The 26,205-nt window shown below is 64.8% G+C and carries 25 protein-coding genes; 11 read left to right on the top strand and 14 right to left on the bottom strand.

The features are described from left to right. Positions 1-31: 31 nt before the first annotated feature. Positions 32-829 carry an N-formylglutamate amidohydrolase gene (locus ACE10X_RS08505; RefSeq protein ID WP_038386845.1) on the top strand — a complete coding sequence of 266 codons (798 nt, stop codon included), beginning with the start codon at positions 32-34 and terminating at the stop codon, positions 827-829. 128 nt (positions 830-957) lie between these two features. Further along, positions 958-2,697: an adenylate/guanylate cyclase domain-containing protein gene (locus ACE10X_RS08500; protein ID WP_244435915.1), complete on the top strand. Its 1,740-nt coding sequence runs from the start codon at positions 958-960 to the stop codon at positions 2,695-2,697. A 123-nt stretch (positions 2,698-2,820) separates the two neighbouring features. Here ACE10X_RS08500 and ACE10X_RS08495 read toward each other — a convergent pair whose 3' ends face one another. The 7 genes from ACE10X_RS08495 to ACE10X_RS08465 form a co-directional block, all read right to left on the bottom strand. Next, positions 2,821-3,129 carry a hypothetical protein gene (locus ACE10X_RS08495; RefSeq protein ID WP_038386846.1) on the bottom strand — a complete coding sequence of 103 codons (309 nt, stop codon included), beginning with the start codon at positions 3,127-3,129 and terminating at the stop codon, positions 2,821-2,823. A 32-nt stretch (positions 3,130-3,161) separates the two neighbouring features. Then, positions 3,162-3,344 (bottom strand): hypothetical protein, encoded by a 183-nt coding sequence (locus tag ACE10X_RS08490; protein ID WP_038386847.1) that lies wholly within the window; start codon positions 3,342-3,344, stop codon positions 3,162-3,164. A 7-nt stretch (positions 3,345-3,351) separates the two neighbouring features. Next, positions 3,352-4,440, bottom strand: a complete 1,089-nt coding sequence (locus ACE10X_RS08485; protein WP_244435916.1) for a PepSY-associated TM helix domain-containing protein — start codon at positions 4,438-4,440, stop codon at positions 3,352-3,354. Between the two features lie 240 nt (positions 4,441-4,680). Beyond that, a complete protein-coding gene (locus ACE10X_RS08480) occupies positions 4,681-6,948 on the bottom strand; it encodes a TonB-dependent siderophore receptor (RefSeq protein ID WP_375764574.1) in 2,268 nt (755 codons plus the stop codon). 336 nt (positions 6,949-7,284) lie between these two features. Continuing rightward, on the bottom strand, positions 7,285-8,490 hold the full coding sequence (locus tag ACE10X_RS08475) for an NAD(P)/FAD-dependent oxidoreductase (protein WP_375764160.1): 1,206 nt from the start codon (positions 8,488-8,490) through the stop codon (positions 7,285-7,287). A gap of 104 nt (positions 8,491-8,594) precedes the next feature. Beyond that, entirely contained in the window at positions 8,595-8,927 is a 333-nt protein-coding gene (locus ACE10X_RS08470; RefSeq protein WP_038386851.1) for a hypothetical protein, read from the bottom strand. 292 nt (positions 8,928-9,219) lie between these two features. Next, on the bottom strand, positions 9,220-10,170 hold the full coding sequence (locus ACE10X_RS08465; RefSeq protein WP_038386852.1) for an AraC family transcriptional regulator: 951 nt from the start codon (positions 10,168-10,170) through the stop codon (positions 9,220-9,222). Between the two features lie 368 nt (positions 10,171-10,538). On the opposite strand from ACE10X_RS08465, the gene ACE10X_RS08460 reads away from it, so the two are divergent. Beyond that, positions 10,539-11,471, top strand: coding sequence for an AraC family transcriptional regulator (locus tag ACE10X_RS08460; protein ID WP_038386864.1), 933 nt, complete (start codon positions 10,539-10,541; stop codon positions 11,469-11,471). Positions 11,472-11,483: 12 nt separating this feature from the next. Here ACE10X_RS08460 and ACE10X_RS08455 read toward each other — a convergent pair whose 3' ends face one another. Both ACE10X_RS08455 and ACE10X_RS08450 read right to left on the bottom strand, forming a co-directional pair. Further along, entirely contained in the window at positions 11,484-11,660 is a 177-nt protein-coding gene (locus ACE10X_RS08455) for a hypothetical protein (protein WP_162832436.1), read from the bottom strand. Positions 11,661-11,667: 7 nt separating this feature from the next. Next, a complete protein-coding gene (locus tag ACE10X_RS08450; RefSeq protein ID WP_375764159.1) occupies positions 11,668-11,901 on the bottom strand; it encodes a DUF6894 family protein in 234 nt (77 codons plus the stop codon). Between the two features lie 195 nt (positions 11,902-12,096). Here ACE10X_RS08450 and ACE10X_RS08445 point away from each other — a divergent pair, with 195 nt between their 5' ends. From ACE10X_RS08445 to ACE10X_RS08435, 3 genes are read left to right on the top strand one after another with little or no spacing between them, the layout of a single operon-like run. After that, complete coding sequence (locus ACE10X_RS08445; RefSeq protein WP_038386854.1) at positions 12,097-12,771, top strand: TetR/AcrR family transcriptional regulator; 675 nt, start codon at positions 12,097-12,099, stop codon at positions 12,769-12,771. After that, a complete protein-coding gene (locus ACE10X_RS08440) occupies positions 12,768-15,449 on the top strand; it encodes a molybdopterin-dependent oxidoreductase (protein WP_375764158.1) in 2,682 nt (893 codons plus the stop codon). Before ACE10X_RS08445 ends, ACE10X_RS08440 begins: the two co-directional genes overlap by 4 nt. After that, positions 15,446-16,369 (top strand): xanthine dehydrogenase family protein subunit M, encoded by a 924-nt coding sequence (locus ACE10X_RS08435; protein ID WP_038386856.1) that lies wholly within the window; start codon positions 15,446-15,448, stop codon positions 16,367-16,369. The genes ACE10X_RS08440 and ACE10X_RS08435 overlap by 4 nt, the downstream gene beginning before the upstream one ends. Before the next feature lie 64 nt (positions 16,370-16,433). Here ACE10X_RS08435 and ACE10X_RS08430 read toward each other — a convergent pair whose 3' ends face one another. The 4 genes from ACE10X_RS08430 to ACE10X_RS08415 all read right to left on the bottom strand — a co-directional run bounded on the left by ACE10X_RS08430 (position 16,434) and on the right by ACE10X_RS08415 (position 21,173). Beyond that, complete coding sequence (locus ACE10X_RS08430) at positions 16,434-18,149, bottom strand: adenylate/guanylate cyclase domain-containing protein (protein ID WP_375764573.1); 1,716 nt, start codon at positions 18,147-18,149, stop codon at positions 16,434-16,436. Between the two features lie 213 nt (positions 18,150-18,362). After that, a complete protein-coding gene (locus ACE10X_RS08425) occupies positions 18,363-18,980 on the bottom strand; it encodes a LysE family translocator (protein WP_375764157.1) in 618 nt (205 codons plus the stop codon). Positions 18,981-19,183: 203 nt separating this feature from the next. Beyond that, positions 19,184-19,726, bottom strand: a complete 543-nt coding sequence (locus ACE10X_RS08420; RefSeq protein ID WP_038386859.1) for a hypothetical protein — start codon at positions 19,724-19,726, stop codon at positions 19,184-19,186. Positions 19,727-19,733: 7 nt separating this feature from the next. Beyond that, positions 19,734-21,173: an LVIVD repeat-containing protein gene (locus ACE10X_RS08415; RefSeq protein WP_375764156.1), complete on the bottom strand. Its 1,440-nt coding sequence runs from the start codon at positions 21,171-21,173 to the stop codon at positions 19,734-19,736. Between the two features lie 120 nt (positions 21,174-21,293). Between ACE10X_RS08415 and ACE10X_RS08410 the strand changes: the two genes are divergently transcribed. The 5 genes from ACE10X_RS08410 (at position 21,294) to ACE10X_RS08390 (ending at position 24,285) form a co-directional block, all read left to right on the top strand. Further along, entirely contained in the window at positions 21,294-21,608 is a 315-nt protein-coding gene (locus ACE10X_RS08410) for a helix-turn-helix transcriptional regulator (RefSeq protein ID WP_028343393.1), read from the top strand. Continuing rightward, positions 21,601-22,065, top strand: a complete 465-nt coding sequence (locus tag ACE10X_RS08405) for an SRPBCC family protein (protein ID WP_038386860.1) — start codon at positions 21,601-21,603, stop codon at positions 22,063-22,065. Before ACE10X_RS08410 ends, ACE10X_RS08405 begins: the two co-directional genes overlap by 8 nt. Continuing rightward, positions 22,058-22,525, top strand: a complete 468-nt coding sequence (locus ACE10X_RS08400; RefSeq protein ID WP_038386861.1) for an SRPBCC family protein — start codon at positions 22,058-22,060, stop codon at positions 22,523-22,525. The genes ACE10X_RS08405 and ACE10X_RS08400 overlap by 8 nt, the downstream gene beginning before the upstream one ends. Positions 22,526-22,557: 32 nt before the next feature. After that, positions 22,558-23,070, top strand: coding sequence for an SRPBCC family protein (locus tag ACE10X_RS08395; protein WP_304557543.1), 513 nt, complete (start codon positions 22,558-22,560; stop codon positions 23,068-23,070). Between the two features lie 273 nt (positions 23,071-23,343). Beyond that, positions 23,344-24,285 carry an IS110 family transposase gene (locus tag ACE10X_RS08390; RefSeq protein WP_375764155.1) on the top strand — a complete coding sequence of 314 codons (942 nt, stop codon included), beginning with the start codon at positions 23,344-23,346 and terminating at the stop codon, positions 24,283-24,285. A gap of 47 nt (positions 24,286-24,332) precedes the next feature. On the opposite strand, the gene ACE10X_RS08385 is transcribed toward ACE10X_RS08390, so the two are convergent. Continuing rightward, on the bottom strand, positions 24,333-25,943 hold the full coding sequence (locus tag ACE10X_RS08385) for an acyl-CoA synthetase (RefSeq protein WP_038386868.1): 1,611 nt from the start codon (positions 25,941-25,943) through the stop codon (positions 24,333-24,335). Positions 25,944-26,205: the final 262 nt, after the last annotated feature.

Raw genomic sequence — 26,205 nt, 5'->3', positions numbered from 1 at the left:
CCTGAATAGGCAAAGTTGAGGAAAAAAGCCCTTGAATTACGGAGGCGGTCCATCGTTCCTGCTCGCGAGCACCGACGCTTCACCGGTTCTTGAACACAATGCCGGCGGCCGCTCACCGTTCCTGTTCACCTGCGACCACTACGGCAGGCTGATCCCCTCTCCGCTCGGCGACCTCGGCCTGCCCGAAGATGAGCTGGTGCGGCACATCGCTTGGGATATCGGCATCGCCGGCGTCGCAACCCGGCTCTCGGAGCGGCTCGACGCGCATTTGATCGCGCAGCGCTATTCGCGGCTCGTGATCGACTGCAACCGTCCGCCGCATGTCGCAAGCTCGATCCCGCTGATCAGCGAGGCCACCACGGTGCCGGGCAATGAAGGCATGTCGCGCGAGGCCGCCGAGATGCGCCGCGCGCAGATCTTCGATCCCTATCACAAACGCATCGACGAGATCATCGACGCGCGTGCGCGTCAGGGCCTGCCGACGGTGCTGGTGTCGCTGCACAGCTTCACGCCGATCTACGCCGGCATCGCACGCCCCTGGCACATCGGCACGCTCTATCACCGCGACACGGTGCTGCCGCCGCTGCTGCTGAAGCGTCTGCGCGCCGAGGGCGATCTCGTGGTCGGCGACAACGAGCCCTATGCGGTCAGCGACGAGACCGACTACACGATCCCGGTGCATGGCGAGACGCGCGGCCTGATGAATTCGGGCATCGAGATCCGCCAGGACCTGATCTCCGACCAGGCCGGCGAGACCGCATGGGCCGAACGGCTGGCGCGCATCCTCGACGAGATCGAGGCGACGCTGCGCACGGAAGCGCTGATCTAGCGACTAACGGTCAGCCAGGGCGTGGCCTCTAGCCCGAAGCCAGTTCGACGTGCTTTAATTGGCTGGGTTGAACTTCCAAGTTAGGGTAGTCCGTGGCGCCCGAGCGAGTGGAGAGGCGACTGGCAGCAGTGCTGGCGGCAGATGTCGCCGGCTACAGTCGCCTGATGGGAGCGGACGAGGAAGGTACGCTCGCGCGGCTCAAGGCGGCCAGAAGGAATCTCATTGATCCAACGATCGCCGCTCATCGAGGCCGCATCGTCAAAACAACCGGCGACGGTATGCTTGTCGAGTTCGGCAGCGCCGTCGATGCAGTGCGCAGCTCTGTAGACGTTCAGAGCAGGATGGCGGAGCTTAATGCATCCGCACCGCAACAGCAGCGGATCGAATTTCGCATCGGCATTCACGTCGGCGACATCATCATCGACAACGACGACATCTTCGGCGACGGCGTCAACATCGCCGCGCGGCTGGAGAACATCGCGGACCCGGGCGGCATATGCCTGTCTGACGACGCCTACCGGCAGATCCGGAGCAAGGTCGATGCAGCCTTCGAAGACATGGGCCAACAGAATCTGAAGAACATCGCTGAACCGATCCGCGCCTGGCGAATGAAGATCGGCGCCAGAACTTCACCTCAGCGCCATCCAACTCCCGCCGAATCGCTTCACGTACGCCCGTTTTCGGGAAAGCCCTCCATCGCGGTGCTGCCGTTTCAGAACATGAGCGGCGACAACGAGCAGGAGTATTTCGCGGATGGGATCGCGGAAGACGTCCTTACGACCCTGTCAAAGATTCAGGAATTGATGGTGATAGCTCGCAATTCGAGCTTCGCGTTCAAGGGGCAGAACCGGGACATTCGCGAAATCGGGCAGATCCTGGGTGCTCGCTATCTGCTGGAGGGGAGCGTTCGAAAGATCGGCAATCGCATCAGATTGACGGCGCAGTTGATTGATGGTCGAGACGGCGGTCATCTCTGGGCGGATCGCTTTGACGGAGACCTGGACGACGTGTTCGATCTCCAGGACCGAATTACGCAAGAGATCGTCGAAGCGCTTGAAGTGCAGTTGACGGTCGGCGAACGCGCAAGGGTGTGGAGAAAACGCTCGGGCAGTCCGCTGGCTTATGAGTATGTCTTAAAGGGACGCGCCCTGTACGTTAATTTCGCAAGGCAAACCCATGCACAGGCCCGGAAGCTTTTTGAACAAGCGCTGGAGATCAATCCCTCGTTTATGCCGGCGCTCTACTTGTTGGGTCTTACCCTGACAGACCAGGCGCGATTCGGTTGGATCAAGGATGAAAATGAAGCGTATCAAGCCGCTCTGGGCTGCGCTGATCGGGCTCTCGCCGCCGACCCTAGCTTCGGGGAAGCATACCTGGTGATCGGCTATGTTCGCACCTATCAACGCCGTCATGATGAGGCTGTGGCAGCAGGAGAAACGGCGATCAGTCTCGCTCCCAGCAGCTCTGACGCCCATCACATGGCGGGCATGTACCACGGCTATGCCGGCAACTTCCGAAAAGCCGTCCTCTACGAGGAACACGCCCAACGGCTCAGTCCGATTGAGCGCAACGAATCCATGGTGGACGAAGCGCGCGCAAGATTTCATCTCGGAGATTTCGTGGCGGCGCACGATATAGCCTCCCGCGTGTTGAGGCAGCGGCCGCTCTGGCTGACCGCGCAGTCGACACTCATAGCGGCGCTCTGGAATCTCGGCCGGCAAGATGACGCGCGCATGATCTCAAGCGACTTGCTGGCGGGCCACCCCAATTTCAGCTTGGCCCGCTGGGCCAGGCTGCTGCCGTACCGTCGACAAGGCGACCTGGACGCATTGGTCAACCCGCTACGCATGGCGGGGCTCCCGGAGTGAAGACCTGTCATCTTACAACGCCGTCGAGACGACGAGTGCCGGTAGCGGCCCATAGCGGAAACGGCGGAACATCATGACATCGCCGCGCCATCACGTTGTTGGGTCCACGACCTGGTCGTCCACCTAGACAGATGCCTTGGGGCGGCGGAGATGAAGCCGCCGCTTCTTCAGGGGAGGCCCGACAGACGCCTTGGCTTTCCTGGCCGGTCCCCGCGCCACTCTGGACTTGCGAACGACCTCGATCGCGGCCGCGGTGCCGATGCAACCGTGGCAGATGATCTGCGGCGCGCGCACCGGCGCGATGCCGCACGCCAGACACTTACGCGGCCGCGACTGCTTGTTCGATTGCCCGTTGGATTTCTTGCGCATCTCCGCGGATGAGACACCGCAGGGATCGGCATATTCCGATTGGACCAGCTTTGCTGATTGCACGACCGGTTCGAGGCGCGATCAGGTCAACCCAATCAATTCGGCTGGCGCCGCCAGATGAACAGCAGATAGAGCAGCACCGGCAGGCCGAGCCCGGCCCACGAGACTGCATCCCACCAGCCGTCGCCGACCAGCGCGCTGATCAATCCGACCGTGCTCACGATCGCGATGACGAGCGGGGCGCCGAAGATCTGGGTCAATGAACGATGCGAGACCATGCTGACGTCACGACGATAATGCGGGGTTGTCGATGGAGGCGGCGTTGGCGATCGCGCGTTCCTGGCTCACGCCCGCCTTGCGGCGGCGCACCCACAGATACACGCCGGTCACCAGAATGAAGATGGTCAGGATGTCGAGCAGCGCCCAGACGATCTTGAGCGGCATGCCGCCATAGTCGCCGAAATGCAGCGGCTGCGAGACGAACAGGGTCGTCACATACCAGGGCATGTCCCTTGTATCGGTCAGCTTGCCGGTTTCCGCGTCGATCAGCGCCGGCTTCAGCAGCCGCGAGGTCAGCGGCGTATCGCCGTGCAGGAACACCGCGTAGTGGCTCTTGCTGCTGAACAGGGTTCCCGGGAAGGCGACGAAGCTCGGCGTCATGCCGGGCACCGCATGGGTGGCCACCTCGACCGCCGCATTCAGCGAGGTCAGCTTCGACGGAACCGGCCGGTCCTTGTACTGCGCGGTCATTTCGGCGAGCTGGCCGAACTGCCACATCTTGAGCACGAGATCGGCCCAGGTGTTGATGACGCCAGTGAAGCCGACGACCAGCGTCCAGGCGACGAGCAGGATGCCTGCGAGATTATGGACGTCGAGCCAGCGCACGACGCGGGTCCGCTGCGCGCGGTAGGCGCCGAAGCGCAGCTTCCGCATCGAGGGCGCATAGACGACGATGCCGGAGATGATCGCGACGCAGAACAGGATCCCCATCAATCCAAGGAACAGCTTGCCGGGCAGCCCCGCGAACATGTCGGTGTGCAGCTTCAGCATGATGTAAGTGAAGCGGCCGGTCACATCGGGCGCATCGAGATAGACGCCGGTGTGCGTATCCATCCGGATCAGCAAATTGTTGGTCGGATCGGCATCGATGGTCGGGCCGACGCTGACGAACATCGCGCTCGGATCATCGCGATCCCAGATCAGGAAGTGAGGCACCTTTCCCGGCGCCTGCGCCAGCGCGTTGCCGAGCAGACGGTCCAGATTGGCCGGCGGCGTGCCTGGCGGCACGTCGGCCGGCTTGACCTGACTGTGCAGGAGATCGTCGATCTGCTCGTGGAAGATCAGCGGCAGGCCGGTGATGCAGAGCAGCAACATGAACAACGTGCAGATGAGGCTGGTCCATTTATGGACAGCGCCCCATCGCCGCAAGGATCTGGTCGTCGCAGTCAATGTCGTTACCTAAAGCGCGATGAGATCCAGTTGGATCGTCGTCGAGCTTTAGCCTCTTGTTGAAGCATGATCTGTTCGGAAAACCGCTTCGCACTTTTCCGGATCATGCTTTTGTTGAAGCATGATCTTTTCCGAAAAACGCTTCGCACTTTTCGGGATCATGCTTTAGTTCCAGGTGTACTTCATCGTGCCCAGCACCGTGCGGCCATTGCCGAGGCCGCAATAGGGAAGCCCGGTCAGGCAGGATGCAACGTAGAAGTGGTCGGTCAGATTGGTCACGTTGACCTGTGCCTTCCATCCCTTCAGGTCGGGCCGCAGATAGGCGAAGTCGTAGCTGACCGCCGCATCGAGCAAGGCATAGGAGGGAATGACAAAGGTATTGAAGTTGTCGCCGTAGGTCTCGCCGACATAGCGCACGCCGAGGCCGAGCCCAAGGCCCGCGAGCGCGCCGTCATACCAGGTATACTTACCCCAGACCGCGCCCTGGTCCTGTGCCGTGTTCATCATGTACTTGCCGGCATAGCCGGCGATGCTCGTCGTCACCCGCGGATCGAGGTGGGTGTATCCCGCCGTGATCTCGAACTCGCGCGTCAGATTGCCCTTCAGCTCGAGCTCGAGGCCGCGGACGCGCACGGCATCGGTCTGCACGTTGAAGAGCGGATTGATGGGATCGGCCGTCAGCACGTCCTGCTGACGGATATCGAACGCCGCCGCCGTCACCATGAAGTTCGAGCCGTTTGGCTTGAACTTGACACCGACCTCCGCGCCCTCGCCTGTCGTCGGCCTGAACGACCGGCCGGCGCTGTCGGTGCCGAGGTTCGGCGTGAACGAGGTCGCGTAGCTGACATAGGGCGCCAGGCCGATATCGAACAGGTAGCTCAGGCCGATGCGCCCGGTTTGCGCCGAGTCGTCGCGCGAATAATGGCCGGCGGGCGGATAGAACGCCATGCTGGTGAAGCCGGAGCTGACCCAGTCCTGGCGCCCGCTCATGGTCAACGTCCAGCGATCGAGCTTGATCTGATCCTGCAGATAGGCGCCGAGCTGCGACTGCCTGTCGTCGCGCAGAATGAACGGCGCCAGCGAGCTGGCTGACGGAACGGCGGTGCCGTAGACCGGACTATAGGCATCGATCGGCGCGATCGGCGTCGTGCGATAGTCCGTGTTCGCCCACAGATCGAAGTAGTCGACGCCGGCCAGCACCTTGTGGACCAGCGGCCCGGTCGCGAAATCCGCCTGCAGCTGATTGTCGAGCGCGACATTGGCGGCATTGGCCTTGACGTAGTTGTAGCTGCGCGCGACCAGACGATCCGTCACCATGCCTTCGGTCCGCACCGAGGCGAGGTCGTTGCTGACCTGGGTGTAGCGGAGGTTTTGCCGGAACTGGAAGATGTTGTCGAAGCGATGCTCGAACGCGTAGCCGACCGCGAACTGCTCGAGATGATAGCCGTCCAGCCCGGGCTCGCCGAGGTAACGACTGTAGGGAATATGTCCGTTGGGGTTGGGCAGGAAGGACACCTGTCCCGGGACGTATTGCTGGTAACCCTTGTTGTCGACCTTCTGGTACTGCGAGAGCACGGTGAAGCTGGTGTCGTAGGTCGGCCGCCAGGTGAAGCTCGGCGCGATGAACAGCTTGTTGTCCTGAACGAAGTCGGTCTGGCTGTTGCTGTCGCGGCCAAGGCCGACGATGCGGTAAAGGAACCGGCCGTCCTTGTCGGCGGGACCACCGATATCGAAGGCGCCCTGGAAGCGATCGAACGAGCCGAACGACCCCTCGATCTCGTAATGCGGCGTCTCGGTGGGCCGCTTGCTGACCAGGTTCAACAGGCCGCCCGGATCGGATTGTCCATAGAGGCCGGATGACGGCCCCTTCAGGACCTCGATGCGCTCGAGACCGTAGGTCTCGATGCGCGGAACCGCGAAGGTCGTGGTGTCGGTCGGCAGCCGCAGCCCGTCGAGATAGCGCGGCGCGGTGAAGCCCCGCAGCTTGAACTCGTCGAAGAACGCGTTGGCGCCAAAACTCTCGATCGTCACGCCGGGCGTGTAGCGCAGCGCTTCGGTGATGTTCTGCGCACCCTGCGCCTGGATCTGATCCTGGGTGACGATCGAGATCGACTGCGGCGTCGTGAGCACCGGGGTGTCGGTCTTGGTTGCGGTGACGCTCTGGCTGGCGAGATAGCCGGAGACCGGCCCGTTGCCGCGCTCGCCGCCGCCACCCGCCCACCGTGATGGAACGTTCTGCGCTTGCGCGGGCGCCCGGTTCGCGATCGATCGCGGCGTCGTGCGCGCAGGACGCGCCGCGCGTCGCGCCGGCTGCGTTCGCCGCGCCTGCTGCTGTTGTTTCGGCGCCTCGACCGTCACCGGCGGCAGCGCCGATTGCGCAACGCTTTCACGCGGCATCACCACACTCAGCACGAACAAACCGCTGCCGGCCATGTACCCGGCCGCCAGCGCAGTGCGACGAAACATCCGACCCCCGTCAACTCACATCGCCTTCATCCTCGCCGTCACTAACACGATGAAAGACGTACGCAGCCGATCGGTGATTAGAACACGTCCAGTGTTGGGCTTATCGCCGATGGTGTTGCGAGCTCGCAACGTGAACGCAGCGAAACTGCGTCAATGCGCCTCAGATTTTTCGAGCGCTTCTAAGGACGATTCTAAATTGCGTTTCGCTCCGCGATACTTCGAGTCAGTTCCGCGCACAGCGATCGAACGACGCCGTGCGCGGAAGCGATGATCGCAGTTGCGGTGCTCTCGCCGAGCTCAGCGTCAGACTTCGGTGACGTGCTCCGGATCGGCGGATGCGAGCGCCGCGGCACGCTCGGCGCGCGGCGGATAGATCCAGACGGTGTTGATCTCCCGCTTGGTCTTCTTGGCCACGTCGCCGACCATCTCGACCTTGCGCTCCCAGCCGCGGGTGAACAGCGCACCGGCCTCGCCGAGGTCGAGGCAGGTGACATAGGCCTTCTGGTGATACGGCTTGGTCAGGACACCGAGCAGCTCGGCCGCGGCGTTGTTGCCGGCGAACGCGCCCATCCGCGTCGCGTGCTGGCACGACATCAGCGCGTAATTGCCGACATCGTCGCATGCGGCGCGCGCCGCATCACCGGTGGCGAACACGCCCGCGACCGACGGCACGCGCAGATCGCGATCAACCAGCAGCCGGCCGAAATTGTCGCGTTCCGCCGGGATCTGCGTGGTCAGCGGCGCGGCGCGAATGCCCGCCGCCCAGACCACGGTCGCAGCCTCGATGTGCTCGCCGCTGGACAGCGTGACGCCGGACTTGCTGACCTCGGCGACGCCGGCGCCGAAGCGGCCCTCGACGCCGAGCTTGCGCATCGCGTCCTCGATGATCGGACGCGGGCCCTCGCCCATGTCGGGCGCGATCGCGGCATTGCGATCGACGATGACGACGCGCGGCCTGGCGTCCTCGCCAAGGATCTCGCGCAGCCGCGCCGGCATCTCGGTCGCGGCCTCGATGCCGGTGAAGCCGCCGCCGGCGACGACGACGGTGTCGCGCGCCACTGATGCCGGCTGCCTGGCGAGGCCATGCAGATGGCGGTCGAGCGCGATCGCGTCCGCAAGGTTGTCGACGCTGAAGCCATGTTCGGCGAGGCCGGGCACGTTCGGACGGAACAGCCGGCTGCCGGTCGCCACCACAAGGCGATCATAAGGCAGCGTCTTGCGCGCGTCCTTGGCGGTGACGATCTGCACGGTGCGGGCCTTGGTGTCGACGGCTTCGGCGCTGCCCTGCACATAGACGACGTCGATCGCGTTGAAGACGTCGAGCAGCGGCGCGGTCAGCGTCTCCGGCTTCGGCTCGTAGAGCCGCGGGCGCACCACCAGGGTCGGCTCCGGCGCGACCAGCGCGATCTCGAGCTCCTCGGGCGAGACGCCCTTGATGTCGCGCAGGCGGGCTGCGGAGAGCGCGGCGTACATGCCGGCAAAGCCGGCGCCAATGATGACAATTCGCATGTTATGACTCCTCTGGGTTGACAGTCTCTGATGTCCGCGCGTTGCCGCCGCGTGCGGCGAAGCCTGTCGCGATCGGCGACGCGAAGAGGTGAAAGGGCGAGCGCCTATTGCCGGGCGCAGCTCGACAGGAACGGCGTGCGCGCCGCAGGCATGCACGCTGCGCGGCAGCCTCTCGCGCCCGACAGCGATCCATGCTGAAGGCCGATCGGCAGCGCGGCCCCCGGGAGCCAGTCGCGGTACAGCGCCTGGGCGGCGTCGCTGATCGTCACCGACGTCATGGCATCGGCGCCCTGAACGGCCTGCGCCGGCGCATCGGCATCCTCGCCGGTTGCCGACGTGAAGCGGACGGTGAGCGTAAGTCCGTACATCAGTGCAGTCGCGAGGACCCGGCGTCGTCGCGTGACTGCAAGGGAGCTACCGAAATCCTTCCAGGCCATCGCTTGTCTCCGTTATTGGCATGGGCGCCACGGTGATCTAGCGAATTGGCCGTATGAGTGCCCCAGAGCGATTGCCCGACCTGAAGAGCGATTGCGGCTAGTGTCCCGCATCCGAAGTTCGCATCATTTGCCGCACCTTCGGAGCGAACTTCGGATTCGATAAGGACACTAGCAAACTTATGATTCTGGTGTGCTTTATGAATGCGAAGTTCGTGAAAGTGGCTGCCGCGAAATCGCACGAACTTCGCATTCAGCACACTAGAGCATTTTCGATTCTGCGCTCGAAAACGCTCTACCGCAGGCGCCGTCGCCAGTCGCTCGGGGTTTCGCCGGTCAGCTTCCTGAACGCGGCCGCGAACGCGGTCTGCGAACTGTAGCCGAGCGCCGCTGCGATCGAGACCACGGATGCGTCGGTGTCGCGCAGCATGTTCATGGCCTGCTCGAGCCGGTGCTGGCGCAGCCAGGCATGCGGCGAGAGCCCGGTGCTTTCCTTGAAAGCCCGGCAGAAGTGAAAACGCGACAGGCCGGCCTCCGCCGCCAGCGCCGCGAGCGAGACGTCCGCATCGCTGTCCGAGCGCAGCCGCTCGATGGCGCGGCGCAGCGCTGTCGGCGCAAGACCGCCCACGGTCGCCCGCACGGTGGCAGGCACGCCGGCATGCGCCGACAGCAGGCGCGTGGCCAAGAGATCCGTCAGTTGCTGGCGGAACAGCGCATCCAGCGCGGCGCTGCCCTCGAGCGCATCAGCGGCGCTCAGCAGCAACCGCGATGTAATCGGATCGGGGTGCCCGGTGCGCTCCAGCAGATCGCCGGGAGCCGCGGTGTCGGCTTCGCCGGCGACGTGCGCCAGCGTCGCATGCGGAAGATAGAGCTGAACGACATGCACCGACTGGTGGATATCCCAGCGCGAGCTCGAGCCGGCCGGAATGATCGTCACGACCCCGGACCGTGCCGTTCCGATCGAAGCCACCCTGCCGGTGCGCCGCTCCAGCCGCTGCGAGCCGGCGGGATAGCTCATGACGACATGGTCGACCATCGGCCTGACCACGTCGTGCAGGGCATCATGCTTCCAATAGGCGATCGCGCCGCTCGAGGGGTCGGCCGCCATGCGAAGCGGCTGCGTCTTGAGCACACGGGCCATCTCCTGGCCGGCCGGGCAGCGCGGGCCGGCCAGTGCCTCGGCCGGCCGCGCTTCGGATGCGGCGGACGAATCCCGCAAAGGATCGTGCAGGATCGGCTTACTCATCACCTGTGCTCGCGTTTGAAGGCTCATGCGCTCCCTCCTTGCGGGCCGGTCTGTGGGACCGGTGAGGCGCGGAACTGCCCGCCGGACCTAAGCGCCGTGCAATTCGAATGTCTTTCCTGAAACGGCCATGCTTTGCCCAATTCTGCGCCAAGCGCAGCGCTGCGATATTTCTGCGCCGGGTACGGCCGATCGAACCAAGGCAATTGAAATCGCTCTGGAATCGCTTGGCCGCGATCGGCGGGCAGGTCGTTCATGATTGCGTGAGCAAACTGGACTGCGCAGCAGCAATCCCGGATAATGAGTGACGGCTTCGCAGGATGGCTGACAGGTCCCTGCCCGGCTGCACATCAATGATGGACTCAACGCAGATGACACAGGCGGGCGCCTACGGGCAGCGGCTCGGGCAATTCCTGCGCCTGAAGGACACGCCGCCGGCGCTGATCACGCGCACGCTGCGCAGCGCCGAACTCGCGGTCACCGAAACACGGGACGACAACCCGGTGCCCGGGCTGTCCGGATCGCTCACCGCCGAGGATGCCTTTCTCGTCAGCCTGAAGCTGCACGATTATCCGGACTGCGAATTGTGGGAGGGCGGCAAGTGCCTCATGAAGCGGGATATCCCGGCGGGCGCGACCTATCTCTACGATCTCAAACGCGATCCGCGCTACGTGATCGACAAGCCGTTCCACTCGCTGTTCTTCTATCTGCCGCGCTCGGCGCTCACTGATTTCGCCGAACAGACCGGCTCGCCGCGCATCGGCGAACTGGCCTGCGAAATCGGCACCGGTCACGACGACGGCGTCATTCGCCACGTCGGGGCGCTGCTGCGCGAGGGATTGCGTCGGCCGGACGAGACCAACCAGCTGTTCATCGATCACATGATGCTGGCGCTGACCGCGCACGTCACCCGGACCTATGGCGGAATACAACACCCGACCGGACCGACCCGTGGCGGCCTCGCCGCCTGGCAGATCAACCGCGCCTGCGAAAAGCTCGAGTCCGACCTCAGCGGGAAGATTTCGCTGAAGCAGATCGCGGCCGAGCTCGATCTGTCGGTCGGCCATTTTTCGCGCGCCTTCCGCATCTCCACCGGCCTGCCGCCGCACCAATGGCTGCTTCAGCAGCGCCTGAAGGTGGCCAAGCAGCTGATGGCGGCGCGCGACCTGTCGCTGTCCGAGATCGCGATTTCCGCCGGCTTTGCCAATCAAAGCCACTTCACGCGGGTGTTTTCCGCCGTGGTCGGCGTCAGCCCGGCGGCGTGGCGGCGCGAGATGCATCGCCCTGCGAAAAGCGAGAGCTGAACAGCGCCGCGTTCAACCGGCCGCGGCTCGCACGGCATGCTTGGCATGCCATTTGGGGCCCGGTCCGCGCATGTAGTGCAGCTCGGGCCGGTAGGGGTCGCGAATTCGCGCGATCAGATTCTGCAAGCCCGTCGTGATCGCGTTCAAGCTGTCGCGCAGAAGGAGCAATGATGCGTGCAATGACAGCATGGCGCCCTCAGTGCGGTTGGCCGAGGACGGATGCGAAGGACAGGATCACGATCTCCTCGCCGGACTCGTCGCTGACATGCACGACCCAGTCGCGCCAGTCTTCCAGGCTGACCGTTGCGACCAGCGATTGCATCATGCACGTCGCCGCCTCGCAGGCCTCCGAGAGGCTGGTCACCGAGGTGCCGCGGCGATCCATCAGTACCCCGTGCGTGGTCGAGCAATGGAAAAAGACCTGGGTCATGTGCGTTATCCTCGCAAGCTCCGGACGAGAAGGCTCGCCTTTGGAGCTCCACGTTTCTTCGACGCGACCATTCGAAAGGCGGTTCACACGGGGGCGGGCGGCGCGGCGGCCTCGCGGAATGGTGATCAAGCTCCAGCATCGCCTCCTCACCAAATCGCGATTTGACAGTTCTTCTATATTTGTCAAAATCGTCAAATGGGACCGAAAACCCGCATTCTCGATGCCACCATGCTGGTGTTCCGCCGGCACGGCTTTCGCCGCTCCTCGATCGAGCAGGTCGCCGAGGCGGCCGGCCTGACACGGCAGGCGCTCTATCATCATTTCGAATCCAAGGAAGCGCTGTTCCGCGCCGTGATCGAGCGCGTGCATGAATCCGCGATCGCGGCCGAGGAGACCGCCGTTGCCGCGGCGGAGACGGCGGGCGGCGATCTCGGCAACATCCTGGCCGCGGGCATGACCGCGCGGATGTCGACCATGATCGGGTCGCTGGACGGCTCGCCGCATCTCGAGGAATTGTATTCCGAGCACCTCGTGCACGCGCGCGACCTCTACCAGACCTACGCCGCGCGCTATGCGGAACGCATGGTCGCGACGATCACGCGGGTCGTGCGGAAGCAGCAGCTCGCGCTGCCGCAAGACCTCTCGCCGGCCGAATTCGCGCGGCTGGTCGAAATGGCGATGTACGCAGCGAAGTCGCAGTATCCGGCGATGCAGCCGTCGGAGGCGTTCCTGAAGGACATGGCGATCATAGTGCGGACGCTCTGCGCCGGCGCGCTACCGAAATCCAATCCGAAATCGCAGAAGCCGCCCGTCAAGAAGCCGGCGATCCCCAAAAGGCCGACACGCAGTACAAGCGGAGGACATCCATGAGCACGACGACCATCAATGGCCGCGTCGAATCCCTGCCCGATGATCCCGATGCGCTCTTGATCGACATCGTGCGCGACCAGCTCAAGCTCACCGGCACCAAGCTCGTCTGCGGCGCCGGCGTTTGCGGCGCCTGCACCGTACTGGTCGACGGCGCGCCGGTCGCAAGCTGCCTGATGCCGGCGCACGCCGCCGCCGGCAAATCGGTGACGACGGTGGAAGCCATCGGCGCGTCCGGGCTGCATCCGGTGCAGAAGGCGTTCATGGCGCATGACGCCTTGCAATGCGGCTTCTGCACCCCCGGCTTCATCGTGGAAGCGACCGCGTTCTGCGACCGCTGGCGCGAGACCAGGGGAACGGCGGTGCCGTCGCGCGAGGAGATCGGCGCGGCACTGTCCGGCCATCTCTGCCGCTGCGGCGCCTATGACGGGATTTTTCGCGCGGTGGCGGATGCCTGCGCCGGCCACTTCGACGGCGATCATGTCACGGCGCCCCGCATCGAGGCGCGCGACAAGGTGACGGGCGCGGCGAAATACACCGTCGACATCCATCATGACGGCCAGCTCGAAGGCCTGATCCTGCGCTCGCGCGAGGCGCATGCGCGCATCACCACGCTCGATCTCGCGCCGGCGCGCGCGCTTGCCGGCGTTACCGCGGTGTCGCTGCTCGGCGACGACCGGATCGTGCGCTATGTCGGCGAGCCGATTGCCGCGGTCGCCGCAAAAGACCGCAAGAGCGCGCTGGCCGCGCTGGCCGCGATCAGGCTGATCAGCGAACGCCTGCCCGCCGTGATCGGGCTCGACGCCGGACGCAAGGACGGCGCGCCCGTGGTGTTCGACAAGGCAAGCCGCAAGCGGGCCGGCAACGTCTCGGAGGCGGCCGGCGGGCCGGCGCCCTGGAAGCAGAACATCCGCGGGCCGACCGCTGTGTTCTCGACCCGCGCCAAGAAGGCCCGCAACTGGGTCGACGAGGCGCGCCAGGCCAACAACAAACTGCTCGTCGAAGCCACCTTCCGCACCGCGACGCAACAGCATGCATGTCTCGAGCCCCACGCCGCGGTGGCGCGCTTCGACGGCGACCGGCTGACCCTGCACGCCTCGACCCAGCAGGTGTTTCACCTCAAGGAGCAGATCGCAAAGCGCTACAAGCTCGATCACGACAAGGTCCGCGTGATCGCCGACCACGTCGGCGGCGGGTTCGGGTCGAAGGCGAGCCTGGGGACCGAGGCGATCGCCGCGATCGAGCTTGCCCGCGCGGCGAAAGCGCCGGTGCGGGTCGCCTATGATCGCCAGGAAGAACTCTCGGTCGCCGGCTATCGGCCGGCTGCTGAGCTGAAGGTCGCGCTGCTGCCTTCCGACCAGGGCGGCCTGAAAGCGCTCTCCGTCACCGCGCACGCCGACACCGGGGCCGCGACTAACTCGACGATCGCGGGCCTGGCACGGCTGATCTATCCGGCCGAGGCGAAGGATCTTTCGGATTTCGACGTCATCAGCAATCTGCCGCCCGGCGCCGCCTTCCGCGGCCCCGGCGGTCCGCCGATGGCATTCGCCGTGGAGCAATCGATCGACGAGGCCGCGCTGCGGCTCAACGTCGATCCGATCGCCTTGCGCAAGCGCTGGGATCCCGATCCCAACCGGCAGCGACTCTACGATTGGGCATCAGGGCTCGAGATCTGGCGCAACCGCAAACCGCCGCAGAACGGGCGCTATCGCCGCGGCATCGGGGTCGCGACCGGTTACTGGCTCTATCTCTGGCAGCCCAAGGTGAAGGTCGAGGTCGCGGTCAAGGGCGGCCGCATCGTCGCCAGCACGGCGACGCAGGACATCGGCACCGGCACCCGCAGCGTGCTTGCCGACGCGATCGCGCGCGAGTTCGATCTCGAACCCGTTGAGATCGATGTGCGGATCGGCGATTCCTCGCTGCCCGAAGGCCCCGGCTCCGGCGGCAGCCGCGTCACCGCCTCGGTGATGCCGCCGACATTGCTGGCGGTGCGGAAGCTGAAGGCCGCGATGCTCGAACAGGCCACGCGAAAGCCGGCGCCCGGCTCGAACGCGCCCTGGCGCGAGCTGATCGCACGCTCGCCCGACATCGCGGTGGTGGAGACGCGCGGCGAGGACGGCAAGAACACCGCGCCCGGCATCCGCTCGCCGCTGCGCGAAGTCGGCCTGATGGGCATGGTGTTCGGCTGGATGATGCGCCGCTTCTCGAACATCGCGGTCGGCGCCGGCGTGCCGAGCTCGGTGCAGGTGATCGAGGTGGAGGTCGACACCTGGCTCGGCCATGTCCGCGTGCTCAACGTGCACACCGGCATCGCGGTCGGCAGGATCGCTTCCCCAGCGCTGGCGCGCAGCCAGGCTTGCGGCGCGGTGATCCAGGGCCTCGGCTACGCACTCTATGAGGCACGCGAGCTCGATCCGAGCAGCGGCGACGTCCTGACCGCGGGGATGGAGGACTACCGCATCCCGGGGATCGCCGACACGCCGGAGATCGACGTCCATTTCGACGAAGCCGGCTTCGACCATGTGCTCGGCAACAGCGTCGGCATCGGCGAGGCGTCGACGGTGCCGACCTCGGCCGCCGTCGCCAACGCGATCCACAACGCGATCGGCGTCCGCCTCACCGAGATTCCGATCCGGCCCGATCGCATCGTCGCCGCCCTGAAAGGGAGGGATGCCGCATGAGTGTCGCGACTGCAGACGTCATATCCGCGCCCGAATTCCGCGCCGCCGGCACCGACCTGTCGGAACGTCGCCGCAGCGGCCTGTCGTGCGGCGTGATCATCGATCTCGCCGCCAGTCCCGACACGATCGGCATTGCGTGGAATGCGGACGGCTCGGCCCGCATCGGCGCCCTGACCACGATCGCTGCGATCGCATCCGATCCGCGGCTCGCCGAGGCTTACCCCGGCATCGCCGCAGCCGCGCAGGGCCTCGCCACGCCGCAGATCCGGCACATGGCGACGCTCGGCGGCAACCTCGCCCAGCGCTCGCGCTGCTGGTATTTCCGCAATCCGCAGATCGCCTGTCTCAAGAAGGGCGGCGCCGACTGTCCGGCGCGATCCGGCAATCACCTTTATCACGTCGCGTTCGATCTCGGCCCATGCGTGGCGCCGCATCCATCGACGATGGCGATGGCGCTGCTCGCCTATGATGCGAAGGTCGCCACCGACCGGCGCAGCGGCTTGTCGATCTCAGAGCTGCTCGGCGACGGCAGCAATGGTGCGGCCGACAATCTGCTTGCACCGGGCGAACGGATCGAGCGGATCGAGCTCCCTGCCCCGCTGGCCGGTGAGCGCGCGCTGTGCAAGCGCGCCATCAGCCGGACGCATGCGGAATGGCCGCTGGTCGAGATCTGCGTGCGGACCGTGATCTCCGGCGGCGCGTTCCAGCAGGTCCACATCGCCGCCGGCGGCATCGCTCCGGTCCCGCTGCGGCTTATCGCGTCCGCGGCGGCACTGCAGGGCAAGCAGATTAACGCGGCGACCATCGCGCAGGCCGCCGAACTGGTGACCTCGGGAGCCAGGCCGCTACCGATGACCGGATACAAGCTCGAGCTGCTGACGGGCCTGGTGCGCGACGTCGTCGAGCGGATCGTGGCGTAGGATCAAGCGCCCATTCGCGGCCCCGAGGCAACGTCGCGTCTGGAATGCATAGATCCAGGAATTCCTACGCCGGAATGCCGGCCTCACACAGCACGGCGACCATGCGGTCGCCCCATTCGACGCTCCTGGTCGGAAAATTCTGCCGCGCGTAGGAAGCGCGGAAATCGGGCCGCAGTTTGAGCAGGCGGCCGGCGATGACGCGCGCCTCGTCGAGGCGCCCCGAGCCGACTTCATTCATGATCAATGCGCTGAGCGTGTGTGCGTCTTCGCCGATCACCAGCGCCTTGGCGGCCGCCGCACGGCCCTGCTCATACTGATCGAGCATGAAATACGCGAAACTGATTCCGTTCCACATGGACGCCCGCCCGGGGTCGATCGGGCTGAGCTGGAGTCTATGCCCAAAACTTTCGATCGCGCGTGCCGGCTGGACGCACATGAGCGAAATCCAGCCGCGATATCCCCACGCCGCAGCATCGTTCGAATTGAGCGAGATCGCCTCTTCGATCATCGTCTCAGCGCGATCGTAGTCGTGGCCGAGATAGGCAAACATGTGAGCCGCGCGAGCCAGCACGAACGGATCGTCACTCGCCAGCGCGCAGGCGAGTTCGGCGATCCGCAGCGCCTCTGCCAACTCCTCCGCGCCGGGGGGCGTACCGCGCGTGGTCTGTTTCAGCAGCGACGAATAGGCCAGCATAATCTGAGCGGCCGCATAATTGGGATCAAGCGCGCAGGCCTTGTTGAACCACTCGCCCAGTTCGGCGTCGCCCCACTTGGAGCGGTCTGCATAGGCCGCAATGCCTCTCAGGAAGAGATCGTAGCTGTCGAGACGATCGGTCGGCTTGCTTCGGGTTCGTTCGATCTCGCTCTGCTGGATTTTTGGCGCTATCACGCTGACAACATTTGCGGTGACCTGGTCCTGCAGGTCGAACACGTCCTTCAGTTCGCCGTCGAACCTGTCTGCCCAGAGATGCGCACCGCTGCCGGCCTCGATCAGTTGCGCGGTGATCCGAACGCGGCCGCTCGACTTGCGCACCGAACCTTCGAGCACGTATCGCACACCGAGTTCGCGCCCGACCTGCTTGATGTCGACGGGCTTTCCCTTGTAGGTGAAGCTTGAATTGCGCGCGATCACGAACAACGATCTGAAACGCGATAGCGCCGTGATGATGTCCTCGACGACGCCATCGGCAAAGTATTCCTGCTCCGGATCGCCGCTCATATTCTGGAACGGCAGCACCGCGATGGAGGCCTTCTCGGCAAGCGCGGGCGGGGAGGCCGGAGGGGTGAAGGCGGGTTTCGCGACCGTGGCCGCTGCGCAGGCGTCACCAACGCGAAGCCTCCAAGCACGAATTGGCTCCGCAATATTCTTCAGAAGCTGCGGCCCCAAGTCCTCGAAGGTCGCATCGACCTTGCCGCGAACTTGCCGTTGCGCGTCGTCGGAAATGCAAACGCCACCCGGTTCGGCAATCCCTTCCAGCCGCGCTGCGATGTTGACGCCGTCGCCAAAGATATCGTTGTCATCAAAAATGATGTCGCCGACGTGGATTCCGATTCGGAATTCGAGACGCTGTTCCAGCGGCACGGCAGCATTCTGATCGGCTATTCGGCGCTGCACTTCAACCGCACTGCGCACCGCATCGACGGCGCTGGCGAATTCAACGAGTATTCCGTCGCCGGTCGTTTTGACGACGCGACCGCGATGCGCAGCCAGCGTCGGATCGAGCAGCATCCGCCTGACCAACTTCAGCCTGGCCAAGGTGCCTTCCTCGTCGATTCCCATCAGCCGGCTGTAGCCGGCGATATCCGCCGCCAGAACCGCTGCCAGGCGCCGATTCACGGTAGTCAAGGCCTGCTCCCAGACGATGGGTTAGCTTCCGTCGCGGATCAAAGCATGGCCGACGGCCTCCGGGCTAGAGCAAACGTCTGCGAAGTTTGCCGACGCCGGGAATCGTGGCCTTGTCGGCGGCGATTTTGAGCCTATCGCCCGGCGGCTTCAGCGCGCCCGGGTCAGCGCCAGCCAGATGCCGCCACCGATCATGAAGCCGCCTGATATGCGCGACATCAGCCGGGTCCGCTCCTTGGAGAAGAACTTGCGGGCCCGGCCGGCCGCTAAGGCGTAGGCGGCATCGGTCAGCACGGCGGTCGCCATGAAGGTAAGGCCGAGCAGCGCCACCTGCGGGACGTGCGGCTTGTCCATATCCATGAACTGCGGGATGAAGGCGCCGAAGAACACCAGCACCTTCGGGTTCGAGAGCAGCACCAGAAAGCCCTGCAGGAAGAAGCCTCCGCGCGGCGGCGGCGGCGTGTCGTCGGTGCTGACGCCCTCGACCGGCGAGCGGATCAGCTTGAAGCCGAGCCAGACCAGATAGGCGGCACCGGCAAAGCGCACCCAGTCGAACCAGTAGCCCATCGTCGCCATCAGCGAGGTCAGCCCGACCGCGACGGTGCCGATCACGATCGCAAGTCCGACCTGCGCGCCCAGCACGTTGGTGAGCGCAGCGCACGTGCCGTAGCGCAGCCCGTTGGCGATCACCATCGTGACGATCGGACCGGGCAACAGCGCCAGCGCAATGCAGGCGGCGACGAAGGCGAAATAGGCTTGCAGGGACATGGGGAGCTCACTGACGGTGAAGCTGAATTATGCACATAGGACAGGCGAAGAGGAAGCGGCTCCTGCTCATCTCTGTCATACCCCGCGAAAGCGGGGTATCCAGTACGCCGCGGCCCATCAGCCAAGCATCAGCGTCTTTGGAATACTGGGTCACCCGCTTTCGCGGGTGACGACACCATTTTCGCATGCGAGAGACGGGTTCCTCAATGTCCCTCCATTGCCGTAATCATCCATGCTCTGATCTCTCGCGACTCCAGAAACTTCAACGTCGCCCGCTGCACCCCTGCGGCATCTCCCCTGCCCTGCGCCGCCACCGCCATCAGGTCGCAGCGATGCGACACCGCGATGCCGATCGCGATGCGCTTCCCCTTGGGCATTTCGAGATCATAGACCCTGATCCGCCCCGGCATGTCGGCGACAGCAACGGCATCGCCCGCCTTCAGCGGCACAAAGCGCGGTCCGATCATGTCGACATCGGCGACGCGATCGACCTCGTCGTCATCGGCGACGCCGCTGTCGCAGTTGCAGAAGCCGAGTTTCGGCCTGAGATAAACCTCGACGTCGTCACCGCACTCCGCCGCGCCGCAGCGGAAGGCGCGGCCGGCGGGCCAGCCGTCGCGCGGGAACGGCCAGGCGATTTCACGCCACGCGGCCGCGCGCGGCGGCGCCATCTCGTAGCCGGCAACGGCGGAGAGCCCGCCGAGCGCCAGGAACATCGCCGCGATGACCGGCCATGAGCGCATCATCGCGCGCTCACGGCAGACCGGCGACGGCGCGCGCCTCGCCGGTCAGTTCGAGGATGTGGAGGCCGGTGTTGGCGCGGTCGACCGCATAGATGTAGCCGCGCTCGTCGGTCTCGACATTGTTGGTCTGGATCGCGACCTTGCAGCGGTCCTTGCCGTCGATCGTGACGCAGCGCTTGTCGGTCGCCGCCGTGATGGAGGGAATGAAGTAGCCCACATCCTTCGGGTGGTAGGGATCGCGGATGTCGAGCGCGCGGACGCCGGCGTTGAAGAAGGCGATAAACGCCAGCTTCTTGTAGTAGACCGGCGCCATGCTCTCGTTCGACGAATGCGACCCGAACCGGCCGCCGCGCTCGCAGAACGCGCCGGAGGCCTCGGGCACCGTGTAGCTCGAGATCAGCATCGGCCGCGCCTCGGTGGTGACGTCGGCGAACCACACCATCTGGCGCGCCTCGCCGCATTCGTTCTGGATCGCCTCGTCGACGATCATCACGATGTCCCGGCTCTTGCCATCCTTGTCGCGGGCGAATTCGGCGATCGGCATACCGGGCATCGGAAACACCGTATGCGCGCCGTTCATCGCCGACAGCGGCATCCGCGCGATCTCCGGGAATTTCAGATTGTCCGGGGTCGGCTGCTTCGGTCCGTTCAACAGCTTGTCGCGGTCGACGATCTGCAGGAAGCCGCCCTTGTTGGTGCCATAACCGAAATAGACGCGATTGCCCGTTGGCCCGGTCGAGATCGGCCCGTGCAGTTCGGTCGGCACCGCGCCGGTCGCACCCGGCTCCTGCCCGGGCAGGCCGAAATCCCTGATCTTCGTGGGCTGCGCGGGATCGGAGAGATCATAGACCTGCGTCATGCGCCGCGTGCGCCAATCCGGCGCGCCCGACACCAGGAAGGCGATGCCGGTGCCGCATTCCCAAAAGCTCTTGTGCGTGTCCTTCAACCCGCCGATCCGGGTGACGAGCACCGGATTGGCGGGATCGGCGACGTTCCAGATTTCATGCGCCTCGCTGCCGAAGGTGCGCAGCATGTAGACCGCGTTGCGGTCGCCCTTCGGCAGATCCTTGCCGTCGCAGATCCGCACCATCTGCGCGCCGCCGGATTCATATTTGCCTTCCTGTCCGGGAACGTGCCGCAGATATTTCGGATGTGCGGGATCGGTGACGTCGACGATCGAGGTGCCGTTCGGCTCGGCCTTGCCGGTCATCGGGTTGACAGGATCGGGAACGTCGTCGGTGCCGCCGTGATGGCCGATATAGGCGATCCATTTGTCGCCCTGATGATGAATGGTCGGCTGATAGGCGCTGCGGGCCTGCAAATCGCTGGTTCCAACCAGCCTCATGTTGGAGGCTTCGGGCGGGTCGCCGATCTTCTGCTGGGCGCTCGCGCCATTCGCGAACAGGACAAGAAAGAACGTGCAGCAAGCTGCCGTAACACGACCACCCATGCGCACCACCCAATGTTCCACACCAATCTGCGTTGGCTGCCGGCAAGGCTAGCACGGCGCCGCCGGCCTCCAAACACACGCTCTTGACATGCAACCATTTGGTTGCCTATTATTCGACCCATGGATGAAGTCTTCAAAGCCCTCGCGGATGCCTCACGGCGAACGCTGCTTGACCGGCTTCACGATCAGAACGGGCAGACGCTCGGTGAGCTCTGCGACGGTCTCGACATGACGCGTCAGGCCGTCACCAAGCACCTTGTGATTCTCGAGGAGGCCAACCTCGTCACCACGATCAAGCATGGCCGCGAGAAGCTGCACTATCTCAACCCGGTTCCGATCCATCAGATCGGCGAGCGGTGGATCAGGAAGTTCGAGCGCGGGAAACTCGCCGCGCTGAGCGAGTTGAAAAGACAATTGGAGAAGCGTGATGAGTAAACCGGACTACGTCTACGTCACCTATATCGAGACCACCGCCGACAAGCTGTGGCACGCGTTGACATCGAGCGACTTCACCGAACGCTTCTGGTTCGGCTATCGCGTCAGCTCCGACTGGAAGGTCGGCTCGCTTTATTCTCTCACCAAGGACGGCCGCCGCAGCGTGCAGGGCGAGGTGCTGATCGCCGATCCCTCGAAAAAGCTCGCCTACACCTGGGATGTGGTGAAGGAAGGCGTCGAGCGCGAACAGGTCTCGCGCGTGACCTTCGACATCGAACCCCACGGCGGAGTGGTCAAGCTGACCGTGACGCATGATAATCTGGGTCCGAAGACGCTGCGCGACATCTCCGGCGGCTGGCCGATGGTGATCGCAAGCCTGAAGAGCTTCCTGGAGACCGGGCGCGAACTGCCGGCCGACCTGCTCACCAGCGGCGCGAGGGAGGCCTACCATGCCTAAGCCCGAATTCGCCTACGTCACCTACATCGAGACCACGCCGGAGAAGCTGTGGGACGCGCTGACCAAGAGCACGTTCACGCGGCAATACTGGTTCGACACCGAGCTGCAATCGGACTGGAAGGTCGGCTCGCCGCTCGCGCTGGTGATGGGCGGCAAGACAACCGACACCGGCGAGATTCTCGAGGCCGACCGGCCGCGGCGCCTCGCCTACACCTTCAAGCACGTGCTCGACGAGGACATTCGCAAGGAACCGGCAACCAAGGTGGTCTTCACGCTCGAAGCCCATGGCAAGATCGTGAAGCTGACCGTGACCCATGAGGGCTTCGGCGCGGGCAGCAAGCTGCTCGACGGCATTTCCAAGGGCTGGCCGGCGATCCTGTCGGGACTCAAGAGCCTGCTCGAGACCGGCAAGGCGGTCACGATCCCGCCGGTCGCGCTCGGGATCGACGGCTTCGAATGACAATGAAAATCTATCGACGGGTGCGAACGGACATGAACATCGAAAAATTCAAACCGGCGATCGTCTACGCGATCTACATCGCCGCCACGCCCGAGAAGGTGTGGCAGGCTTTGACCACTGCCGAACTCAGCCGGCAGTATTTCTCCGGCAACGCGGTCGAGGTCGATCTTCGCCTCGGCGGCGCCTACGTCGTGCGCACGCCTGACGGCGCGCTGCACATCTCCGGCGAGGTGATCGAGTGCGATGCCCTGAAGCGTCTGACCGTCACCTTCAACGTCAACTGGCCGCAGCTGGTCGACAAGCTCGGGCCGACGCTCGTCACCTGGGAGATCGAACCGGCCGGCGACGGCGTGAAGCTGACGCTGCTGCAATCGCATGACCGTCCGATCAGCGACGACATCCTGTCGGGCGGCCGCACCGGCTGGCCGGCGATCCTCTCCAGCCTGAAGAGCCTCGTGGAGACCGGCAAGGCCATGGTGATCCCGATGCAGCCGCCAGCGCGCATGATGGCCGCGCTGAAGGAATTGGGAATCCCGATGCCGTAAACATATCCCACCGTCGTCCCGGCGAAAGCCGGGACCCATAACCACCGCTTTGCGTGTGGGCCTCGCGGGGGCCACAGCGTCGCGCAACAACTTCACCTGTGGTTATGGGTCCCTGTGTCTTGGAAGTCTGTCAGGATGTGGGTGGGCGGGAAGCCGTTGGGTCCTTGGCGCTTGACGCCGTGAGCCGGCTCGGTCTCCCGCCCGTTCCATCTATCAACCTGAACAGTTGCACGAGGCTGCGCCAACAGACCTCGCATCACAGGGACAGGCACCGTGATCATAGCTCTTCGTTACGTCGGAATCGACGTCTCCAAAAAACACCTCGATATCTTTGATGAGGCTGACGGCGTGCCGAGGCGCATTGCCAACGCGACACAGGCCATCACACAGCAGGTGGCGCGTTGGCAATGCGATGCGCTGGTGGTCTTCGAGGCGACGGGTATCTATGACCTCGCGCTTCGCGAGGCGCTGCGTCAGGCCGGGATCCAGTTCGCACGGATCAACCCGGCCCGTGCCCGCGACTTTGCACGGGCCAGCGGCCTGCTCGCCAAGACCGATCCGATCGATGCGCGGATGCTGGCGGCCTTTGCGCGGGCCATGCAGCCCGCCCCCGAGCAGGTCGCCGATCCTGCACGGGGCGCCTTGGCGAGGCTTGCAAAACGGCGGGATCAGCTGGTCCTCATGCGCGCCCAGGAGAAGAACCGGCGCAGCGAGGCCGACGATCGCGCCAGGGCCGAACGCATTGGCCGCCTCATCGAGGTCCTCGACAGCGAGATCGCCGGGATCGAGGCCGACATCAGCGCATTGATTAAAGCCGAAGCGCAGATCGCGGACGATGCGAAGTTAATGCGTTCGCTGCCCGGCGTGGGTCCCGTGGCCTGCATGCAGCTCATCGCGCAGATGCCGGAACTCGGGCGGGTCGGACCGAAACAACTCGCAGCGCTCGCTGGCCTTGCTCCCTTCAACGTCGACAGCGGCACCTTCCGCGGCAAGCGCAAGATTGCGGGCGGCCGAAAGCGCGTTCGTGACGCCCTTTATATGGCGGCCCTCAACGCAGTTCGCAGAGCTGATCCGTTCAAGGCCTTCTATGCACGACTGCGACAGGCCGGAAAACCAGCCAAACTCGCCCTCATCGCCGTCGCCAGGAAGCTGCTCACGGTCCTCAATGCCATGATGCGAGACCGAAAGCCGTACCTGCAGACCAAACCAACATAACAGTTGCCGGGTCGCGCCGCGCTTGCCCGGGACGACGACGGAGAAAACTACCCCAGCGCCCTCAACTCGCGCCGCAGCACCTTGCCCGTCGCCGTCATCGGCAGGCTGTCGGCGAACTGCACGAAGCGCGGATATTCGTGGGCGGCGAGCTGGACCTTGACGAATTCCTGGATCTCGCGCGCCAGGGCATCGCCCGGCGCGTAGCCCGGCCGCAGCACGATCCAGGCCTTGATCGATTCGGTGCGGATCGGATCGGGGATGCCGACCACCGCCGACATCGCGACCGCCGGATGCTTCATCAGCGTGTGCTCGATCTCGGACGGGCCGACACGATAGCCGGCCGTGGTGATGACGTCGTCCTCGCGGCTGACGTACCAGAAATAGCCGTCCTCATCCTGCACGCCGAGATCACCGGTCAGCAGGAATTCGCCGGCATATTTCTTAGCGGTCGCTTCCGGATTGCGCCAGTACTCGATCATGGTGCAGGGGCACGGCTGGCGCACGCCGATGATGCCGCGCTGGCCCCGCGGCAGCTCCTCGCCCTTCTCGTTGACGATGCGGACGTCGAAGCCGGGCGTGGCGCGGCCCATCGAGCCCGGACGGATCGGAAACAGGTTGGAATTGCTGCCGATCACGAGATTGCATTCGGTCTGACCGAACACCTCATGGGCGTCGATGCCGAAGGTGTCGCGCACCCAGTCGAGCAATTCGCCGCCGAGCGACTCGCCGCCGGTGAAGATGCTGCGCAGCCTGACGCCGGAATTCTTCACATCGGCCTGCCGCATCAGCTTCAGCGCGGTCGGCGGCAGGAACACGTTGCGGATGCCGAGCTCGGCCATCATCTGCATCGCCGCCTGCGGCTCGAACTTGCGGGCGCGGTGCCCGACCATCGGAATGCCGTGGTACCAGAACGCGAACAGGCCGTTGATCAGGCCGCCGATCCAGGCCCAGTCGGCCGGCGTCCACATCAGGTCGCCGGGCTTGGGGAGGAAGTTGTGGCACATCTCGACATTGGGCAGATGGCCGAGCACGACGCGATGCGCATGCAGCGCGCCCTTCGGGTTGCCCGTGGTGCCTGAGGTGTAGATGATCAGCGCGGGATCGTCGGCCGAGGTGTCGACGGTCGCGAACTCAGGCGACGCCGACTTGATCGCGCTCCAGAACGGTTTCGTCCCCGCCGGCGTCTTTTCGCCGACGATATAGACGTTCTTCAGCTCGGGCAGACGATCGCGGATTTTCGCGATCTTCTCCCAGCCAGCCTCATCGGTGATCACGGCCTTGGCCGCAGAATTCGACAGGCGGAATTCGAGCGCGTCCTCGCCGAACAGCGCAAACAGCGGGATTGAGATCATCGCGGCGCGAAACGCCGCGAGATGCGCGACCGGCAGTTCGAGCGATTGCGACAGGAACACCGCGACACGGTCGCCGCGCACCAGGCCGTCGGCAGTCAGCACATTGGCGAAGCGGCGCGAGGCGTCCGCGACCTCGTCAAACGAGGTGCGCGTGGTGCCGCCATCCTCGTCGACATAGACCAGCGCGAGCCGCCCGGTGCCGTCGGCATGGCGGTCGCAACACGCGGTCGCCATGTTGAAGCGCGCGGGAACGTCCCAGCGGAAGTTGCGATAGAGCTCGTCGTAAGTAGCGGCTTCCTTGAGCATGGTGTGTGTTGTTTCCGTCCCTCGTCATGGCCGGGCTTGCCCCTGCCATCCGCGTTTTGCTGTGGGCAGATTGTAAAGACGTCGATGCCCGGGACAAGCCCGGTCATGACGAAGAATGTAATGCCCGGATGAAGAATGCGTAGCCCGGATGGAGCCAACGGGTCGCGCGAACGCGCGCCCGATGACAGGCTCCGCGCAATCGGGGGTTCTCATCGAGTGGACAGGCTCACCCGGATTTCGATCCGCTCCATCCGGGCTACGA

This window comes from Bradyrhizobium sp. Pha-3 (assembly GCF_042258325.1).
Lineage (GTDB): Bacteria > Pseudomonadota > Alphaproteobacteria > Rhizobiales > Xanthobacteraceae > Bradyrhizobium > Bradyrhizobium elkanii.
The sequence above is the reverse complement of the archived record's forward strand: the minus strand, read 5'-3'. Positions and strand labels throughout refer to the sequence as shown.

What these genes read in the sequence shown, in the direction of transcription:
- ACE10X_RS08450 (WP_375764159.1), bottom strand. Translation starts at nt 11,901, where the DNA reads ATGACCCAGGTCTTTTTCCATTGCTCGACCACGCACGGGGTACTGATG.
- ACE10X_RS08405 (WP_038386860.1), top strand. Translation starts at nt 21,601, where the DNA reads ATGAGTAAACCGGACTACGTCTACGTCACCTATATCGAGACCACCGCC.
- ACE10X_RS08480 (WP_375764574.1), bottom strand. Translation starts at nt 6,948, where the DNA reads ATGGCCGGCAGCGGTTTGTTCGTGCTGAGTGTGGTGATGCCGCGTGAA.
- ACE10X_RS08410 (WP_028343393.1), top strand. Translation starts at nt 21,294, where the DNA reads ATGGATGAAGTCTTCAAAGCCCTCGCGGATGCCTCACGGCGAACGCTG.
- ACE10X_RS08415 (WP_375764156.1), bottom strand. Translation starts at nt 21,173, where the DNA reads ATGGGTGGTCGTGTTACGGCAGCTTGCTGCACGTTCTTTCTTGTCCTG.
- ACE10X_RS08385 (WP_038386868.1), bottom strand. Translation starts at nt 25,943, where the DNA reads ATGCTCAAGGAAGCCGCTACTTACGACGAGCTCTATCGCAACTTCCGC.
- ACE10X_RS08395 (WP_304557543.1), top strand. Translation starts at nt 22,558, where the DNA reads ATGAACATCGAAAAATTCAAACCGGCGATCGTCTACGCGATCTACATC.
- ACE10X_RS08445 (WP_038386854.1), top strand. Translation starts at nt 12,097, where the DNA reads ATGGGACCGAAAACCCGCATTCTCGATGCCACCATGCTGGTGTTCCGC.
- ACE10X_RS08470 (WP_038386851.1), bottom strand. Translation starts at nt 8,927, where the DNA reads ATGGCCTGGAAGGATTTCGGTAGCTCCCTTGCAGTCACGCGACGACGC.
- ACE10X_RS08465 (WP_038386852.1), bottom strand. Translation starts at nt 10,170, where the DNA reads ATGAGTAAGCCGATCCTGCACGATCCTTTGCGGGATTCGTCCGCCGCA.
- ACE10X_RS08460 (WP_038386864.1), top strand. Translation starts at nt 10,539, where the DNA reads ATGACACAGGCGGGCGCCTACGGGCAGCGGCTCGGGCAATTCCTGCGC.
- ACE10X_RS08420 (WP_038386859.1), bottom strand. Translation starts at nt 19,726, where the DNA reads ATGATGCGCTCATGGCCGGTCATCGCGGCGATGTTCCTGGCGCTCGGC.
- ACE10X_RS08485 (WP_244435916.1), bottom strand. Translation starts at nt 4,440, where the DNA reads ATGTTGCTGCTCTGCATCACCGGCCTGCCGCTGATCTTCCACGAGCAG.
- ACE10X_RS08435 (WP_038386856.1), top strand. Translation starts at nt 15,446, where the DNA reads ATGAGTGTCGCGACTGCAGACGTCATATCCGCGCCCGAATTCCGCGCC.
- ACE10X_RS08475 (WP_375764160.1), bottom strand. Translation starts at nt 8,490, where the DNA reads ATGCGAATTGTCATCATTGGCGCCGGCTTTGCCGGCATGTACGCCGCG.
- ACE10X_RS08490 (WP_038386847.1), bottom strand. Translation starts at nt 3,344, where the DNA reads ATGGTCTCGCATCGTTCATTGACCCAGATCTTCGGCGCCCCGCTCGTC.
- ACE10X_RS08430 (WP_375764573.1), bottom strand. Translation starts at nt 18,149, where the DNA reads ATGGGAATCGACGAGGAAGGCACCTTGGCCAGGCTGAAGTTGGTCAGG.
- ACE10X_RS08400 (WP_038386861.1), top strand. Translation starts at nt 22,058, where the DNA reads ATGCCTAAGCCCGAATTCGCCTACGTCACCTACATCGAGACCACGCCG.
- ACE10X_RS08455 (WP_162832436.1), bottom strand. Translation starts at nt 11,660, where the DNA reads ATGCTGTCATTGCACGCATCATTGCTCCTTCTGCGCGACAGCTTGAAC.
- ACE10X_RS08440 (WP_375764158.1), top strand. Translation starts at nt 12,768, where the DNA reads ATGAGCACGACGACCATCAATGGCCGCGTCGAATCCCTGCCCGATGAT.
- ACE10X_RS08425 (WP_375764157.1), bottom strand. Translation starts at nt 18,980, where the DNA reads ATGTCCCTGCAAGCCTATTTCGCCTTCGTCGCCGCCTGCATTGCGCTG.